General features: G+C 73.6%; 15 protein-coding genes. 5 read left to right on the top strand and 10 right to left on the bottom strand.

The genetic code is table 11. The annotated features are described in order from the left end of the window. Nucleotides 1-125: 125 nt before the first annotated feature. Entirely contained in the window at nucleotides 126-1763 is a 1638-nt protein-coding gene (locus HUT10_RS00365; RefSeq protein WP_176169342.1) for a vWA domain-containing protein, read from the bottom strand. 191 nt (nucleotides 1764-1954) lie between these two features. Here HUT10_RS00365 and HUT10_RS00360 point away from each other — a divergent pair, with 191 nt between their 5' ends. After that, on the top strand, nucleotides 1955-4933 hold the full coding sequence (locus HUT10_RS00360; RefSeq protein WP_176177600.1) for a BTAD domain-containing putative transcriptional regulator: 2979 nt from the start codon (nucleotides 1955-1957) through the stop codon (nucleotides 4931-4933). Here HUT10_RS00360 and HUT10_RS00355 read toward each other — a convergent pair. Next, nucleotides 4917-5609 carry a Calx-beta domain-containing protein gene (locus HUT10_RS00355; RefSeq protein WP_176169341.1) on the bottom strand — a complete coding sequence of 231 codons (693 nt, stop codon included), beginning with the start codon at nucleotides 5607-5609 and terminating at the stop codon, nucleotides 4917-4919. The genes HUT10_RS00360 and HUT10_RS00355 overlap by 17 nt on opposite strands. Before the next feature lie 313 nt (nucleotides 5610-5922). Between HUT10_RS00355 and HUT10_RS00350 the strand changes: the two genes are divergently transcribed. After that, nucleotides 5923-7047: a substrate-binding domain-containing protein gene (locus tag HUT10_RS00350; protein ID WP_254896592.1), complete on the top strand. Its 1125-nt coding sequence runs from the start codon at nucleotides 5923-5925 to the stop codon at nucleotides 7045-7047. A 12-nt stretch (nucleotides 7048-7059) separates the two neighbouring features. Here HUT10_RS00350 and HUT10_RS00345 read toward each other — a convergent pair whose 3' ends face one another. The 6 genes from HUT10_RS00345 to HUT10_RS51725 all read right to left on the bottom strand — a co-directional run bounded on the left by HUT10_RS00345 (nucleotide 7060) and on the right by HUT10_RS51725 (nucleotide 11485). Continuing rightward, nucleotides 7060-7881 (bottom strand): helix-turn-helix transcriptional regulator, encoded by an 822-nt coding sequence (locus HUT10_RS00345; protein ID WP_176169340.1) that lies wholly within the window; start codon nucleotides 7879-7881, stop codon nucleotides 7060-7062. Beyond that, nucleotides 7878-8636, bottom strand: a complete 759-nt coding sequence (locus HUT10_RS00340; RefSeq protein WP_176169339.1) for an SDR family oxidoreductase — start codon at nucleotides 8634-8636, stop codon at nucleotides 7878-7880. Before HUT10_RS00340 ends, HUT10_RS00345 begins: the two co-directional genes overlap by 4 nt. A 30-nt stretch (nucleotides 8637-8666) precedes the next feature. Next, a complete protein-coding gene (locus tag HUT10_RS00335; RefSeq protein ID WP_176169338.1) occupies nucleotides 8667-9578 on the bottom strand; it encodes a helix-turn-helix transcriptional regulator in 912 nt (303 codons plus the stop codon). A 59-nt stretch (nucleotides 9579-9637) separates the two neighbouring features. After that, on the bottom strand, nucleotides 9638-10399 hold the full coding sequence (locus HUT10_RS00330) for an SDR family oxidoreductase (protein ID WP_303246934.1): 762 nt from the start codon (nucleotides 10397-10399) through the stop codon (nucleotides 9638-9640). A 148-nt stretch (nucleotides 10400-10547) separates the two neighbouring features. Continuing rightward, entirely contained in the window at nucleotides 10548-11267 is a 720-nt protein-coding gene (locus HUT10_RS00325; protein WP_254896591.1) for a hypothetical protein, read from the bottom strand. A gap of 89 nt (nucleotides 11268-11356) precedes the next feature. Next, a complete protein-coding gene (locus tag HUT10_RS51725) occupies nucleotides 11357-11485 on the bottom strand; it encodes a hypothetical protein (RefSeq protein ID WP_303246933.1) in 129 nt (42 codons plus the stop codon). Between the two features lie 503 nt (nucleotides 11486-11988). Between HUT10_RS51725 and HUT10_RS00320 the strand changes: the two genes are divergently transcribed. Together HUT10_RS00320 and HUT10_RS00315 are read left to right on the top strand one after the other, a co-directional pair. Beyond that, nucleotides 11989-12204: a hypothetical protein gene (locus HUT10_RS00320; RefSeq protein WP_176169336.1), complete on the top strand. Its 216-nt coding sequence runs from the start codon at nucleotides 11989-11991 to the stop codon at nucleotides 12202-12204. Then, nucleotides 12201-12803: a DUF3558 domain-containing protein gene (locus tag HUT10_RS00315; protein ID WP_176169335.1), complete on the top strand. Its 603-nt coding sequence runs from the start codon at nucleotides 12201-12203 to the stop codon at nucleotides 12801-12803. Before HUT10_RS00320 ends, HUT10_RS00315 begins: the two co-directional genes overlap by 4 nt. A 17-nt stretch (nucleotides 12804-12820) precedes the next feature. On the opposite strand, the gene HUT10_RS00310 is transcribed toward HUT10_RS00315, so the two are convergent. Continuing rightward, nucleotides 12821-13624 (bottom strand): SDR family NAD(P)-dependent oxidoreductase, encoded by an 804-nt coding sequence (locus HUT10_RS00310; RefSeq protein WP_176169334.1) that lies wholly within the window; start codon nucleotides 13622-13624, stop codon nucleotides 12821-12823. Between the two features lie 86 nt (nucleotides 13625-13710). Between HUT10_RS00310 and HUT10_RS00305 the strand changes: the two genes are divergently transcribed. Beyond that, nucleotides 13711-14355 carry a TetR/AcrR family transcriptional regulator gene (locus HUT10_RS00305; protein WP_254896590.1) on the top strand — a complete coding sequence of 215 codons (645 nt, stop codon included), beginning with the start codon at nucleotides 13711-13713 and terminating at the stop codon, nucleotides 14353-14355. Here the strand turns inward: HUT10_RS00305 and HUT10_RS50265 are convergent. Continuing rightward, entirely contained in the window at nucleotides 14324-15241 is a 918-nt protein-coding gene (locus HUT10_RS50265; protein WP_254896589.1) for a CHAT domain-containing protein, read from the bottom strand. The two genes, HUT10_RS00305 and HUT10_RS50265, sit on opposite strands and share 32 nt — an antisense overlap. Nucleotides 15242-16673 lie beyond the last annotated feature (1432 nt).

The following is a 16673-nucleotide window of genomic DNA, read 5'->3' as shown; positions in this document are numbered from 1 at the left end:
GGCGTTCCGAGCGGGCCCACGACGAGCACCTCGATCCGGACCGGCTGCCGACGTGCTCCGTGGGTGACACGTGTGTCCGAGGGCGGTCACCTCGACCGGATCGAGGTGACCGCCCGGCTCCGGGATTACCTTTCCGTCGCCAGCCGGAACTCCACGCCACCGAGGTCCTCGTCCCCGGCGGACTGGGAGACCCGGACGACGAACTCGGTGCCCGCCGCCGCGTCGGTTGCCGTGAATGTCAGCGCCGTCTCCAGGCGCTCGCCCGGCTGGATCAGCAGGCCCTGCAGCGCCGCCTGCTTGCCTCCGGTGAATTCGACCTGCGTCTCCCCCACCTGGCGCACGCCGAACCCCTTCTGGCCGCTCTGGCGCCAGCGCTCGGCCAATACCTTGCCGAGGTCGATGACCACCTTGCCGGGGCCGCCCGCGAACGGCTTTCCGGGCTGGGTCAACAGCAGGTCCGTCCGGGTGGCCCGGTCCGGGGCCGGGTTGCCGAGGGTGAACGGGTGGGTCACCGGCTTGCCCGGCGTCAGCTGGACCGTGTCGACGTTGTGCCACGCGATGTTGTTGTTGTTGCGCGTGTTGACCAGCGTGTTCGAGCCGGTCAGCTCGGGGGCGGTCATCGGGTCGGTCGCCGAGATCCACCGGGCCAGCAGGCAGAAGTGACCCGGGCCGGGCACCGACGGCCACTTGACCGCCACCTCCGTGGTGCCCGCCGGTACGGTCACCGTCGGCGAAGATCCGATCAGCGTCCAGTCCGTCGGCCACAGCGCCGCCCCGCCCTGTGCGGTGTAGGAAACTTCGACGTGGCCGGTCGACGCGCCGGAGCCGCCCGGGCCCGGGTTGTTCAGCGTCACGACCACGTAGCTCGTCCCGCCGACGACCGGGGTGGTCGCCGCGCACGGCGGCAGGGTGGCGCACACCTTGATGTCCGGGCTCGTCCAGATCGGGTCCAGCCCGTGCGGCGCGACGCCGGTGTCGCCCGGCGCGTCCTTGATGAACACGTCGGTCCTGCGGCAGTTCTTGAGCGCGTCGAGGATCGCCGCGCCCGCACCCGCGCCGCCGGCCGGCGTCGCCGTGTACGTGCCGCCGGTGGTGGTGGCGTAGTCCTGCATGATCGGCGCGATGCCGGGCAGCCCGGTCGTCTGGACGTAGACCGACGAGACCTTGATGCCCTTGTTCGCCGCCTCCACCGCCCGCTGGTGGGCGTTGGCCTGGTCGGCCGCGGTGAAGGCGTCGTCGAAGCCGCCCGGGTGGGCGTCGGTCACCAGGATGACCATCTTCGTCGCGTTGCTCCGCCAGGTCCCGGAGAAGTCGCCGGTCTGCGGGCGCCCGGCGGCGGGCAGGCTGTTGACGGCGGTGTTGACCGCTTCGTCGGAGGCTTCGGGCTCGTTGGCGCCGCCCGTCGCGGCCAGCGCGGTGATCTGCGGGGTGACCGCGGCCAGGTTCAGCGGCGCGAGGTCGGTCCGGACCGTCACGTCGTCCTTGAACGTGACGAGGCCGAGCTGGTAGTCGTTGCCGGAGGCCGTCTGCACGGCCGTGGCGATGCTGCCGAGGTCGCTTTTGATGCTGGCCAGCGCCGGGCCCATGCTGAAGGTGTCGTCGATGACGAACGTGACGTCGAGCGGCCCGCACGGGGAATTGGTCCCCGGCGCGCCGACCGGCGCCGCGGCCGCGGGGACCACGGGCAGGAACGCGGCCGCGGCGGCGAACGCGAGTGCGGCGATCAACGGTCTGCGGCGCCGGGGCCGCGATCTGGTGTTCATCCGGATTTCCCCTCGGAGAGTCGGAACGGGAACGGAAACCGAGCGTCACCGCGTCCGGTTGTGAACCGGTTGTCGCGGTCACCGCGGATCGGCTGGTTGGCTGTTTTCGCCCTCCGCCACGCTCGTTACGCTCGCTGAGCGGTCGTGCCGCGCGGGAAGGAGCTGGGGTGTCCCAACCCGGTGAGCTGCGTGTGCTGGGGCCGGTCGAAGCGGTCGGCCCGGCCGGACCCGCGACCCTGCACGGGACGCGGCAGCGGGTCGTGCTCGGCGTGCTGGCGCTGCATGCGGGCACCGTGCTGCCGATCCCGCGGCTGGTCGACGTCCTGTGGGGCGAAGATCCGCCGCGCACCGCGGTCAAGACGCTGCACAGCCACGTCGCCCGGCTGCGCCAAGCCCTGGAAGGCTGCGGGTTCCCGGGTGTGCTGGTCACCCGCGAACCCGGCTACCTGCTGACCGTCCCGCCGGTGACGGTCGACGCGTACCGCTTCGAGCAGCAGGTCCGCGCGGGCGCGGCCGACCTCGCGGCCGGCGCCGTCGAGCGGGCGGCCACCACCCTGCGCGCGGCGGTCACCCTCTGGCGCGGGGACGCCTTCGCCGACGCGGTGCCGTCCGGCTGGGGCCGGCGCGAGGTCGACCGGCTGCACGAACTGCGGCTGGGCGCGATGGAAGACCTCTGGGACGCCGAACTACGGCTGGGCCACCACGAACAGGCCGTCCACGAACTGCCGAGGCTGCTCGCCGCCGCCCCGACCCGGGAACGGCTGACCGGGCTGCACATGCTCGCGCTCTACCGCTGCGGGCGGCACGCCGACGCGCTCGACGCCTTCCAGCGGCTGCGGCGGCGGCTCGCCGACGAGCTCGGCGTCGACCCCGGCCCCGAGCTGCTGGCCCGGCACACGGCGATCCTGCGGCGGGACCCGGCCCTGGACCTCCGCCCGGCCGTGACCGGGCCCTCGCAGCTGCCCGCGGGCGTCGGGTACTTCACCGGACGCGAAGCCGAGCTCGCGGCGCTCGACGCCGTGCTCGACGAGCCGGAACGGCCGGTGGTGGTGCTCTCCGGCGCGGCGGGCATGGGCAAGACCGCGCTGGCGCTGCACTGGGCGCACCGGGTCGCCGCCCGCTTCCCGGACGGCCGGCTGTTCCTCGACCTGCGCGGCGAAGACCCGGACGAGCCGCTGCCGGCTTCCCTGGCGCTGACGCACCTGCTGCGCGGCCTCGACGTGCCCGAAGAGAACATCCCGGGCGACCAGGCCGGGCGGGCCGCGCTGTACCGGTCGCTGCTGCACGGGCGCCGGTGCCTGGTCGTGGTGGACAACGTCGCCGGCCTCGAGGACGTCCTGCCGCTGATCCCGGGCACCGGACCGGCCCTGCTGGTCGTCACCAGCCGGCAGCACCTCGCCGCGCTGGGCACCCGCCACGCCGTGCGCCCGATCGCCCTGGACGCCTTCGGGCACGCCGAGTCCGTCGCGCTGCTGGACCGGGTGCTGGGCGCCGAGCGGGTGCGGCGCGAGCGGGGACCGGCCGCGCGGGTGGCGCGGCTGTGCGGCGGGATGCCGCTGGCGTTGCGCATCGCGGCCGCCCGGCTGGTGGGCGCGCCGAAGCGGCCGATCGCCGAGCTCGCCGCCGAGCTGGCCGGGGCCGGGCGGCTGGAAACCCTGGCCGTGGAAGGGGATTCCCGCACCGTCCGGGCGGTGTTCGCCACGGCCTACCGGCCGCTGGCCGCCGCGCAGGCCCGGTTCTTCCGCCGGGCCGCCCTCGGCCCCGGGGCCACGTTCAGCGCCGCGCTCGGGGCCGCGCTGTGTCAGGTTCCCCGTGGCGACGGCGACCGCGCCGCGGCCGGGCTCGCCGCCGCGCACCTCGTCACGGCCGCCGGCGCGGGCCGGTTCCGGTTCCACGACCTGATCCGCGAGTTCGGGCGGCAGTGCGCGCGGGCCGACGAGCCACCGGCCGCCCACGCGGAGATCGCCGACCGGCTCGTCGACTGGTACCTGGTGGCCGCGGCGGCGGCGAACCGGGCCATCGACCCCGACCGCGACCTGGTCACGCCGTCACCGCGGTTCGCCCCGCCGGAGGTGCCGGTCGGCGCCGACCGGCACGCCGCGCTGACCTTCCTCACCGCCGAGCGCGACAACCTGCTGCCCGTCGTGCGGTTCGCCCGCGAACACGGCCGCGCCGAGGCCGCGTGGCAGCTGACGTACCTGCTGACCAGCTTCTACGACACGGCAGGCCACTGGCACACCCGCGTCGAGCTGTGCCGCGAGGGCGCGGCCGCCGCGACCGGGCTCGGCGACCCGCTGGCCGAGGCGGAGATGCTGCGCGCGCTGGGCGTCGCCTACTTCATGACCCGGCGGCTGCCGGAGGCCCTGGAAACCAACGCGGCCGCGCTGCGGACGGCCCAGGCCGCCGGGGACGTCCAGGGCGAAGGGCACATCCACAACAACACCGCCAACGCCTACGCCGAACTGCGCCGCTTCGACGAAGCCATTGCCGCGCACCGGCTCGCGGTGGCCCGCAACGCCGCGGCCGGCAACGACCTCGGGCACGCCCTGTCCCAGCGCAACCTCGGCCACACCTACGTCCGGATGGGCCGCGCCGCGGAAAGCCTGGCCCCGCTGACGGCGGCGCTGACGACCTTCCGCGCCCTGGGCAACGCCCGGCTGGAGGCCGCCACGCTCGACACGCTCGGCGAAGCGCACCTGCAGCGCGGCGACCACGGGGCGGCGCTGGCGCACCTCCGTGCGGCGCTCGCGGTCAGCCGGGTGCTCGGCGACCGCTGGCTGGAGTGGGAGGCGCTGCTCGACACCGGCCGGGTCCACCTGGACCGGGGCGACTTCGCCACCGCGGCGGACCACTTCGGGCAGGCCCTCGACCTCAGCCGCGACGTCGGCGACCGGCACGGCGAGGCGGCCGCGCTGGAGCACCTCGGGCGCGCCCGGCTCGGGGCGGGCGACCTGGCCGCCGCCCGCGAGCACCTGGAACGGGCGCTGGCCGTGCGGGCCACGGTGCCCGACGGCTACGAGCAGGCGCACCTGCACCGCGACCTCGGCGACCTCGAGGCGCGGCTCGGCCGGCCCGCGGACGCGGCCCGGCAGTGGGCCGCGGCCGCCGCGTTGTACTCCCAGGCCAACGCGACGGCCGAGGCCCGCGAAGTGGCTAACCGCCGGGCTTGATCGTCACCTCCGTCCGCGCGTTGCCCAGCGTGCCTGCCGACGGGGAGAACAGCTCCAGCACGAACCCGGATTCGACCTGGCCGGGTCGGGGGTCCAGCAGTTTGACCACGGCACCGGTGCCGGACGCGCCGGCCGGGATCGTCACGACCGCGTCCTTGACCGGCACGTACGCCGGTTCGCCGGTGCCGAGGGGCAAGGTCCGGTAGTGCACGGTGACCGGCGCCTTGGCCGGACCGCCGCTGTCGAGCCCCACCCCGACCGTGCAGACGTGCCAGCAGATCTTGCCGCCGTCGGTGGAAACCTTGATCGGGAGCGCGGCGGCACCGTCGTCGTCGAGGATGCCGCCCGCGGCCAGGTCGTCGCCGAGGACCAGGCCGACCGGATCGGACAGCCGCAGCAGGAAAGCCTCGTCCGGTTCCCCGGCGGCGTCCTTGACGACCTGGACGGCGACCGTGCGCGGGCCGGCGTCACCGGTCCAGGTCAGCCGTCCTTCGGCGGGGACGTAGTCGGCCGGGGTGGTCGCGCCGGGCACGCCGTCCTCGGTCTTGTAGGCGACCGACCCGGTGGGCGCGCACCCCGCGGCCGCCGTGACGGAGACGGTGAACTCGAAGGTGGTGTAGCCGCGTTCCCCGGGAGCCGGGGTGCCCTCGTAGAGCGTCCGGTCGGCAACCGCCACCGCCGCGGGACCGCAGCCGGGGGCCACGGTACCGGCGGCACCACCGTTCCGGGGCCGAGCAGGAGCACGACCGCTGCGAGCACCGCTGTTTTCATCGGAGTCCCCCTTGCGTCCGGGCCCGCGGTGGAGCGTGCCACCGGGAATGCCTACCGCGCCCCGGTTGCAGCCGGGTTGTGACCGGGGCGCCGCCGGGTTCGCGCCGGATCGCTCGCTCTCACTCTTCTGTCCGATCAATGATCGAACCCGTCGTGACAGACCGGTCAGCGCGCCGGATGGGATAGAATTCCCTGCTCGTCCGAGAAGGATCTTCCCAATGCGGAAGATCGATTTCGAAGTGACGTCGTCGAGGGGGAGGATCCAGATGTTTCGGCTGGACCGGGATCGAACCCCGGCGCTGTTCGCGGTGACGACCTCCGTCATCAGCGGCGTCATCCTGGTCATGCTCACCAAAGGACTGCAGGCCGGCATTTCGGCAGGAACCACGGTGATATGGTCCGCCGCGGTCGCGATTGCCTGCCTGGCATGGTTCGCCGCAGCGCGCCGCTTCGGAAAGCCTTCGCCCACCGCTTTTCTCATCACCTCGGCGTTCAGCCAGAAATACTACGTTGCCGCCCTCATCCAACGGATCCACAGCGCCCTCGACCGGGACAACATCGACCTGGCGCTCAAGGTGCCGGACCGGGATTACGACGCCGGCGCGCAAGCGCATCACCTGCGTCGCATCCTCTCCAAGAAACGGTCCTACCTCGGCGGAATCGTCATCGCCGGCGACGTGGCACGGCTGCGCGACGACCTGACGAGGTTCTGCCGTGAACTCCGCCTGCCGGTGGTGTTCACCGACATCGAACCCTTCCCCGCGGAATCCGATTACCCGGACAACAGTGCGTTCGTCGGGTACGACACGGGCGAACTCGGCGAACTGGCCGGTCAGTGGCTGGTCCGGCAGTTGCACGGGAAGAAAAGCCCTCATGTGCTCATCGTCGCCAGCTGCGAGCACAGCGATCGGCAACGGCGGTGCGAAAAAGCGCTGCGCTCCACGTTGCCCGACGTCAGGATCACGATCGACGAGCAAGGCGACTTCATGCGGTCACGGGCCTACACCGCGACGCGAACCCACCTCCGGCACCTGGAGCCCCGGCAGCACCTGGACGCCATCTTCTGCACCAACGACGAGATGGCCCTCGGCGCAGTCGACGCCCTCTCGGCGTCCCGCTCGGCCGCCACCGCTGCCACGCTGGTGATCGGCATCGACGGAGTGCTCGAAGCCAAGGCGCTCATCGACTCCGGCAGCAGCCCCTTCCGGGCCACGGTCGTCCAGGACACCCACCGCCTCGCCGTGGCCACCGTCGACCTGCTGGTCAAGATGCACCGCGGCCATACGGTGCCCACGCGGACGATCCTGAACGCCGAGGTCTACTCCCCTGCCCCCGAGCGCTGAGCAAGTCGACGGTCAGCTGCCCGGTTCCACCAGCGAAGCCAGCAGCGCGAGCTTCTCGGCGCTTTCACTGCCCGCGTCGGCGTAGTAGAGCACCAGAAGGACCCCGTCCACCGGCAGCTTGTCCCGATGCAGGTGCAACCGCCCGAGGACGGGGTGGTGCACCGTGGCGGTGCCGCCCTCCAGGAGCCGGACGTCGTGGCGGGCCCACAGCTCGCGGAAGCGCCCGCTCGTCAGCGACAGCTCGCCGACCAGCTCCACGAACCTCGGGTGGTCGACGTCGACGCCGATCGACTCACGCAGCGCCGCGACGAAGCCCGCCGCGGCCGTGGCCCAGTCCTCGTGGAACGCCTGCTCCTCCGGGTCCAGCAGCAGCGAGCGCAGGCGGTTCTCGCCGGGCCGCAGGCGGGGCGAGAACGCCGTCGCCAGCTCGTTGGCCGCGAGGACGTCGAAGGCCCGGCCCTCCACGAACGCCGGCACGCCCACCGTCGCCAGCAGGTGGTGCAGCCGGGGCGGCACGCGCTCGGGCGACCGGCGCCGCCGGCCGCGGGGTGGCGGTGTGGCCAGGCTGTGCAGGTGATCGCGCTCGACCTCGTCGAGGCGCAGCACGCGCGCGAGCGCGTCGAGCACCTGGGGCGAGGGGTGGGTGTCGCGGCCGCGCTCGAGGCGCAGGTAGTAGTCGGCGCTGATGCCGGCCAGCATCGCGAGCTCTTCGCGGCGCAGGCCCGGCACCCGGCGGGTGCCGCCCGCCGGGATACCGGCCTGCTCGGGCGTGACGAGGCCGCGGCGGGCGCGCAGGTACGCTCCGAGCCGGTTCCCGTCGGCGCTCGTCGTCATGAAGCGCGGCCGGGCAGCGTCGCAAGGGCCTGTGAGCGCTGGGCCACGAGCTCGTCGTAAGTCCCGTCGCGTTCGGCCCACCGGTGCACGAGGACCCGCTGCACCAGGATTTCGCGCGGCGTCGGGTTCTGCGCCAGGAGATCCATCACCTCGGCGCCGTAGGCGTCGAGGGCGAGCGCGTGCGGGTTGCCGCCCCCGAGCGTGGTCGCGACGGCCGGCGGGACGAGCTCGGCGACCTCCACCCCGGTGCCGGCCAGCTGCGCCCGCAGGGCCTCGGTGTAGGCGTGCACGGCCGCCTTCGAGGCGCCGTAGCTGGGCATCAGCGGGAACGGCAGGAACCCGATCCCCGAGCTGACCGTGACGATCGCGCCGCCGCCGCGGGCGAGCAGGTGCGGCGTGAACGCGTCGACGACCCGGATGGTGCCCAGGACGTTGACCTCGATGGTCGTCCTGGCCGTGTCGAAGTGGGCCGGGTCGTGGAGGTCCTCGGGCGCCCCGGTGCCTGCCATGGTGACGACGGTATCGACGCTCGGGTGGGCGCGCAGCACCTCGTCACGCGCCCGGGTCACGGACCCGGCGTCGGCGACGTCGATCTCGACGGTGGCGAACCCTTCGCCGGCGAGCCCGGCGAGGAGGCCGGTGCGCCGGCCGCCGACGATCACGGTGCTGCCGGCGGCGCGGAAGCGGCGGGCCAGCTCGAGGCCGATGCCCGAGGTGGCGCCGGCGACGAAAACGGTGCGGGAAGTGATGTCCATGGCTCGACGGTAAGCCGGAAGCCCGGGCGCTCAGGGGGCCCTGCGAGGACCCCCGGCGTCGGCACGTCCCCCCGGAGCCGGCTTCTCCTGGCCCGCCGCCCAGGACGCCAGGAGGGCCAGCCCGTCCGCCGCCGCCGTGCCGGTGGGTGCGGTGTAGACGTTGAGCAGCAGGCCGGGTTCGGCGGACAGCTCCATCGACTCGACGTCCAGGTCCAGCCGGCCCACGACCGGGTGGTGCAGCCGCTTGCGGCCGGACCGGTGCAGCCGGACGTCCTGGGACGCCCACCGCCGCCGGAACAGTTCACTGCGGGTCGACAGCTCGCCGACCAGGGCGATCAGCTCCTCGTCGTGCGGATTGCGGCCGGCCTCCATGCGGAGTTTCGCGGCCACGTCGACGGCGATCCGGGGGTAGTCGACGAAGAACGCACTCGCCGCTTCGGGTTCCAGGTACACGAACCGCGCGGTGTTCGCCGGGCGTCGCGGGTCGGCCAGCAGCGGTGAATACAGCGCGCGGGCGAGGTGGTTCGTGGCCAGGACGTCGTAACGGCCGTTGCAAATCCACGCCGGCGCGGCGGTGATGGCGTCGAGCACCTGCTGCAGTGGCGGGCGGACCGTCGCGGCGGGGCGCCGGCGGCGGGGGCCGCCCGGCGCCCCGGACCGGCGGGCCAGGTGGAACAGGTGGTCGCGCTCGGCCTCGTCGAGGTGCAGGGCCGTGGCCAGCGCGTCGAGCACCCCGTCGGACGCGCCGGCGAGGCTGCCGCGCTCCATGCGGACGTAGTAGTCGACCGAGACGCCGGCCAGCATCGCGACCTCTTCGCGGCGCAGGCCCTTGACCCGGCGGTGGCCGCCGTAGGCGGGCAGCCCGGCCTGCTCGGGCGTGATCCGCGCCCGACGCGACCCCAGGAACTCCTTGATCTCGGTGCGCAAGTCGATCACGGCCACCCCGCCACCCTAGGCCGGGTCCGCGGGCGGAGGGAGGTTCTGCCGGTACCCCCCGGCGCCTACGTGCCGGTCGCGGTCGTGGCGATGCCGCCGTCGACCGCGATGACGGTGCCCGTGACGTAAGCCGCGGCCCGGCTGGCGAGGAACACGGCGATGCCGGCCATGTCGTCGTCGCGGCCGAGGCGGCGCAGCGGGGCCTTCGCCGCGATCCGGTCGCCCATCGTCTCGAGCGTGGTCGCCATCATCTGCGACGGGAACGGTCCCGGGGCCACGGCGTTCACCGTGACGTGCTGCGGGCCCAGTTCCCTGGCGAGCACCCTGGTGAGCTGGTGGAGGCCCGCTTTGCTGCTGGCGTAGGAGTAGTTGGGCGCCTCGGCGACGTGGATCGCGGCGATGCTGCCGATGTTGACCACGCGCGCGGGATCATCGGCGGTGCCCGCCCGGCGCAGGGCCGGGAGCAGCGCCTGCACCAGCCAGAACGGCGCCTTGAGGTTGAGGTCGAGCACCTCGTCCCACGCCTGGTCCGGGAACGTCTCCAGCGGCTCGCGCCACATCGCTCCCGCGTTGTTGACGAGGATGTCCAGGTGTCCCCGGCCGTCCTCGACCAGATCGGCGAGGCGCCGGCACTCGTCGTGGCCGGACAGGTCGGCGGGAATTGCCCGTACGTCGCCGAATTCGGAAAGCAGGCGCTGCGCTTCCGCGCATTTGCCCGCACTGCGGGAGCTGATCACCACGCGGGCGCCCGCCTGCAGCAGGCCGCGCGCCATCATCATTCCGATGCCGCTGGTGCCGCCGGTGACGAGTGCGTGCTTGCCGCTCAAGTCGAAAAGGTCTGCGTGAGCGGTGAATGGGTTGTCCACTGTCGGTCTTCGTCCCTTTGTCGTGGAGGCTGACGGCCGAAAGGCTGGCAGGCTTCCTCGACGTCGGGGAGATCCTGGTGATACCGGTACCGGGAGAGCCCCTCGGCACTCAGACCGGGCGGAAGCTGCCCAGGCAGGGGTACCCCGGAACGCCCGCCTTGGCCGGTTTGCCCGGCGGCGGCCACCCCATCAGCCACAGCTGCCCGGTCACCGCGACGTTCGCGGCGAGCGAGATGTCGGCGACGAGCCGGAACCGCGTCTGCCGTCCGTCCGGGTAGGACGCCCAGCCCGTCAACCGGACCGCGGTGCGGGCGCGTGGCACGAACGGCGTGTCGAGCGCGACCCGCAGCTCCGACCAGGTGTCCTCGGTGATCGGGCGGCGGATCCGCAGGCTGCCGACGATCGTCAGCAGCCCCAGCATGAGGAAGACGGCGCCGCCCCCGGCGATGCCGCCCAGCCCGGCCGCGTCGGCGAGGCCCGCGGAGCCGGCCTCCACCGACGACACGACCGCGATCCCCGCCGCACCCAGGACCGCGAACGTCACCCCGGTGACGGCGGCCCGCCGAGCCTGGAACGCCCGGTGCGCGGTGAGCACCGGATCACGCGACGGCGGCGCCGGGTGGCGGGCGACGAACGCGGCGGGCACCGAACCGGAAACGGGGGCGTCCTCGATCCGCCCGGACCGCAGCCACATCGCCCCCGGCGGGCGGACGAACACGCGGCGGCCCGTGCCGAGCACCCACAGCCGTCGCTCGCCGGCCAGCTGGACGCGCGGTCCGCCGGTGAGCCGGGTCCGCAGCCACCGCCCGTCCGGCAGCCGAACCGACACCCGCGATCCCTTCGTGCGCAACCCGTCGGGAGCGACGTCGAGCCGGTGGTACGGCTCCCCGAAGAGGCCTCGGACGCTCAGGTAGAGGCTCAGGACGTAGGTCCAGATCGCCAGCAGGCCCCGAAGGTGCCGAAGTAGACGTAGGGCAGCGCGCTCCCCCACCCGTCGATGACCGAAAGCAGCACCCCCAGCAGGACGAGCGCACCGGTGAGTCCCATGCGGACAATGGTCAGCGCGGTCAATTTCTGGACAAACCCGGCAAACAACGGTTCGGCCCCGGACGGCACATTCGGAATGGGTTCGTGAACGCGGACTCTGCCCACGCCGGAAGTGCTGTCCATTGCTTGTCCCCCATCGGTTCGCGTGCCCGGGCCGCGGCAGCGTATCCGCACCGGGAAACGAGGCCCGGCCCACCCGGGCCGGGAAAGGCGGCCGCCGTGACCTGTGCCGCTCCTTGCCGGTTTTCCCTTGCACCGGTGCGTGGTCGCCGTATGGTGCTCGCCGGGCACGTTCTGTCATTTCGACAGGACCTGGAGGAGGGGAACTGTGATGGACTTGGTGGCGCCGTCATGACCGCGCCGCACCGCGACCTGCGGCAGGTGCAGCGGCAGGCAGGGCGAACTCGACGCGCGGCTGGCGGCGACACGGCACAGCGCGCGCTCGGGTGACCAGCTCGTGACCGCGACCGTGACCGGTCAGGAACGTCTTCACCTCCAAGGACGTGGTCGACACGGTCGCGGACGCGGTGTTCGATCCGGTCAAGTCGGTCAGCGATCTGTTCGCCGAGTCGTTGAAGACCTTGAGCGGCTTCCAGCGGCAAGCCCTCGCACTGGTGCAGGGCAACACCGATTTCCCGGACATGCCACCGATGCCCGGCCACTCCGGGATCGACGACCGGCGACAGTGGCGGATCGACCCCTCGGCGGCGCCGGCATGAGGACACCGGTGATCGTGTGCGCGACGCTGCTGGCGGCAAGCTTGCTGGCCGGCTGCGGACCGTCGAAACCGCAACGGCTTCTCTCCCGGCCGCCGTCACCGGCCCAGACCGGCGCCCGGCTGCCGCTCGACCAGGTCGACGCACCCGTCGACCTCGCGAAGTTCGACTCCGACCCGTGCAGCCTGCTCACCAAGGAGCAGGCCGCGGCCGTGGTGGCCGACCCGCCGAACGGGATCCGCGCGAGCGGGGTCGACCAGCTCCCCGGGTTCGGGTGCGCCTGGTCGAGTCCGCCCGGCGCCCTGTGGGTGGCGACGAAGCCGATCCAAGGCCCGAGAACCCTCACCGAGCTCTCGACGTCCCCGCTGAAGAAGAGCCGCGCTCTGGAGCCGTGGACCGAAACGTCGATCGGCGGTCTCCCCGCGGTCGTCCACCACCAGTTCGGGATCACGGAGGAGTGCCTGGTTTCCGTCGAGGTGACCGCGAAGCAGATGCTGACCTTCGAGATCGACGGCAAGGATCTCCCGGGCAGCTACTGGGACACCGACCGCTGCGGCGGGGTCGCGAAGATGGCGGAGTTCGTGCTCGGCAACCTGCGGTGACCGGGTAGCGGTGCGCCTCAGCCGAACGCGGCCAGCGCGACCGGCTCCCACTTGCGCCAGCCCTCCAGCCGGGCGTGGTACTCGGCTTCCACCGCGGCGAACGACTTGCCGAGGAACATCCGGTGCGGCGGGTCGTCGGTGTCCGCGAGTTCCAGGATCGCCGCCCGGGTCGCCCGCGGGTCGCCGAGGTCCCGCTCGATCCGGGTCGCCTCGCGCACCGGGTCGTAGTCCGGGTTCGGCGTGCTGGTGCGGACGCTGCCGCCCCCGAAGTCCGTGCGGTACGGGCCCGGCTCCAGGCAGACCACGTCGATCCCGAAGGCCGCGACCTCCTGCCGCAGGGAGTCGGAAAGCCCTTCCACGGCCCACTTCGACGCGTGGTAGGCGCCGATGCCCGGGAACGCGCGGACGCCGCCTTCGCTGGTGACCTGGATGATCCGGCCGTGCTCCTGGCGGCGCATGACCGGCAGCACCGCCTGGGTCAGCCAGAGCGTGCCGAAGAAGTTCGTTTCGAGCTCGGCCCGGACCTCCTCCTCGGTGAGCTCCTCGACCATCCCGAAGTGCCCGTAGCCGGCGTTGTTGACCAGCACGTCCAGCGTTCCGAAGGCGGCCGCCGCCCGCTCCACCGCTTCGGCGGCGGCGGCGCGGTCGGTGACGTCCAGCCGCAGGGGCAACACGGCGTCGCCGTACCGGTCGGTGAGCGGCCGCAGGCTTTCCCGGTCCCGCGCGGTGGCCGCGACCCGGTCGCCGCGGGCGAGCGCCGCTTCGGCCCACTCGCGGCCGAAGCCCTTGGACGTTCCGGTGATGAACCAGTTCTTCGTCACGACTTCTCCTTCGTCGTTCGATTTCTACGTCCTGATGCAACAGTAGCATGGACTGCATTATTTCCTCGCGTGGTAAGTTACCGTCCGTGAGTGACGGCCGCCGTGAGCGCAAGAAGGCCCAGACCCGGACCCGCATCCGGGAAGCGGCCCTGGACCTCTTCGCGAGCCAGGGCTACCGCGAAACGACGATCGCGCAGATCGCGGCGCGCGCCGACGTCGCGACGCGCACGGTCACCCTGCACTTCCCGGCCAAGGACGACCTGCTCTTCGCCGACGACCCGTTCACCGCGGAGTCCCTGGCCGCCCGGCTGCGGGCCCGGAAGGCCGAGAGCACCCTCGACGCGGTGCGCGACTGGATGCACGCGACGATGCGCGAACTCGACGAGCGGGACCACGCCTCGGGCGTCGACCCGGCCCACATCTGGCGGCGCCGGGCCCTGCGCGCCGCCCTCCTGATGGCCGACGACGACCTCCGCGGCCGCGCCCGCGCCGGGTACCACGGCCTCGAGGTGCTGATCGCCGAGGGCATCGGCGAGGACCTGGGCCTCGCGCCGGACGCGCTGGTTCCCCGGCTCGCCGCGGTCACCGTCGTGACGGGGCTCCGCGAGATCTACGTGACGCGGGAGGGCCGCGCGCGGCCGGCGGCGGGTGAGCTGTCCGAGCTCGTGGACGAGGTGCTCGCCTTCGCCCGGGCCGGGCTCAGCCGGAACCGAAGCACACCAACGGGATGAACGGCTCGCTTCCCGCGGCCTCGGCGAGGGCCCGCGCCGGCGGTACGCCGGCCGAGTGGATGCGGTGGTAGCGCACCATCAGCGGCACGACGGCCTCGTCCGGGACTCGGGCGACGCCGGCGATCACGCTGCGGGTGCCGCTGTAGAGCAGCGCCGCGGTGAAGCCGAGCAGCTCGTCGCCGGCTCGGACGACCGCCCGGCCGACGTCGCAGGCGGACAGCACGACGTGCTCGGGCACCGCCGGGAGCTGCTGGATGTCGTGGGCCAGCAGCGGGCCGTCGGCGAGGTCGAGCCGGGAGAACAGGACGTTCGACGGCTCGTGGTGGCCGTGCGCGGCCAGGTGGGCGGTCCCGGCCGCGCCGAGGGCGCCGAGCGTGCGCGAGACCGAGGCGTCGGACCCGGTCAGCACCACGCTCCCGGGCAGCAGACGGGCGAGGTGCCGCGCCTCCTCGTCGGCGTGCCGGAGGTCGGGACCGGCGACCACCACCGTGCCGCGGGAAACCGCCCGCTTCGCCCGGCGGCGGCCCCGCACCCACTCCGTCGCCGAGGGTGCGACGGACACCGGTCGCCCGCGCAGCTCGGGCAGCAGGCCCCAGGGCACCGCGGCCAGCTGCCCGGTGGGCACCACGACGAGGTCGCGGTCGCCGAGCACGGGTCGCAGCGGGGCGACCAGCTCCCTGGAGAGGGCTTCGACGTGGTAGCGGGCGGATTCCGCGATCACCGCGGCCACCCGGTCCGGGAGCCGCCTGCCGCAGAGGGTGTCGAGGTCGACGCGCAGCCGCGCGGCCAGTTCGGCGGCCGCGGCGAGGCGGCCGGCGCGGACCAGGCGGGCCCGGCCGTCCGCGATGGTGAGAACGACGAGATCGCCGCCGTCGTCGAGGAACACCGCCAGCGTGCTCCGTGCGGCGGCCAGTTCGGCCGCGACCTCCTGGAAGGTCGCGGTGGCGGCCCGTCCCCCTCGCCCTGGCGGTCCACCCGCGGGCCCGGATCTCCCTTTCCAGTTCGGCGCAGCGGCGCTCGGCCGCGCTGTCGGCCCGGCCACCCAGCTCCGCTGCCCGCGCGGTCAGCGCCCGCCTCCGCAGCTCCGCGACGAGGTCGAGGGTCACCTCGTCGGAGGGAGGACGGACCGGGTGCAGCCGGAACGCCTGTGCGCGGGAACGTTCCGCCCAGGCGAACACCCGCGCGGGCCGGGCGGACGCGAGGGCGGTGGCCGTGGCCAGCCGGGCGAGCTCGACGCCCAGCGTTGCCGACCCCGTGCGCAGATCGAGGCTGCCGAACCGGCTCCGGTGTTCGTCGAGCGCGGCGAGCCCGGCACGGGCGTGGCGGAAGACCCCGCCGGGATCGCCTTCCGCGTGGCACAGCTCCGCGACGGCGAGGTGCCGGGACAGGGTGAGTTCGATGCTGCCCCGGCCGCCCGTCCGGCGCGCCAGGTGTTCGCGCGCCTCGGCCGGCCGTCCGGCGGCGACGCAGGCTCGCGCGGCCAGCAGTCGCGCGAGCCGGGCGTCGGAGTGCAGCCCGAGGTCGTCCAGCCGCGTCGCCAGCCCGGTCACCTCGGCGACCAGCGCGGAAGAGTGCCTGCCGTCCCGGAAACCGGCCAGCTGGACGGTCAGTGCCGAAACGGCGGCCCAGGTCTCGTTGCCGCGCCGCCGGAAGCGGCGTTCGGCCCGCCGGGCCCAGGTGCGGGCGGACGGCGAGTCGCCCTGGGCGATCGCGGCCTGGGCGCGGGTCAGTTCCGCTTCGGCGCGCTCGTGGGTGCTGTGGCCCGCGGCCAGCAGCTCCAGCGCGGTGTCCAGCTCGGCGGCGGCGTCGTCGACCAAGCCGGCGGCGAGCAGGGCCCGCGCCTTGTCCACGGCCAGCACGGGCAGCAGGCCGGGGGCGTGCCGGGCGAACCCGGCCTTGGCGGTGTCGAAGGCGTGCAGCGCGGCCGGGATGTCCCCGGTGAGCGTGTGGCAGTGCCCGCGGTTGAGGCGCGCCTTCGCCAGCAGGAGCTGCAGGTCATCGGTCAGCGCGATGTGTTCGCAGGCGTCGAGGTCGGCCAGCGCCGCCCGGATGCGCCCGGCGAGGTCGTGCAGCATGGCGCGGTTGAGCAGGCTCCGGGCGATCCGGGCCGGGTCGCCGGCGGCCTCGATGAGCGGCTGGGCGTCGTTCATGCACCGCAACGCTTCGTCGAGCCGGCCGACGAGCATCAGCATCAGCCCGCGCTGCTGCAGGACGATCCCGAGGTCGGCGGGTGCGGCGAGCACCTCGGCGCGGTCCAGCAGGGAGAACCCGGCCTCGCCGTGCCCCAGCTGCACCTCCGCGGCGGCGAGGCTGATCAG

The organism is Amycolatopsis sp. Hca4 (assembly GCF_013364075.1).
Taxonomy (GTDB): domain Bacteria; phylum Actinomycetota; class Actinomycetes; order Mycobacteriales; family Pseudonocardiaceae; genus Amycolatopsis.
The sequence above is the reverse complement of the archived record's forward strand: the minus strand, read 5'-3'. Positions and strand labels throughout refer to the sequence as shown.